Raw genomic sequence first — 235 nt, forward strand, 5'->3', positions numbered from 1 at the left:
CAAAACAGCTTCCCGGTAAAGGCGGTTAAATCGTTTCTAAACGATATCATTTTGCAACGAGGTAAACCCCAACAGATCCGAGTAGATAATGGCCCGGAGTTCACAAGCAAAGTGTTTACTACATGGTGTACTGGTCAATCGATCATCATAAAGCATATCCAACCTGGAAGATCCATGCAAAACGCCTACATCAAGCGGCTGAATAGGACCTATCGCGAAGATGTGCTTGATGTCT

General features: G+C 44.3%; 1 protein-coding gene. It reads left to right on the top strand.

Features of this window, described 5'->3' with window-relative positions:
- Positions 1 to 235 (top strand): integrase core domain-containing protein (locus RMT89_RS45515; RefSeq protein ID WP_315889616.1); only part of this gene is annotated, 235 nt, incomplete at both ends.

Origin of the sequence: Streptomyces sp. P17 (genome assembly GCF_032436805.1) — a bacterium.
In the GTDB taxonomy this organism is placed as follows: Bacteria; Actinomycetota; Actinomycetes; order Streptomycetales; family Streptomycetaceae; genus Streptomyces.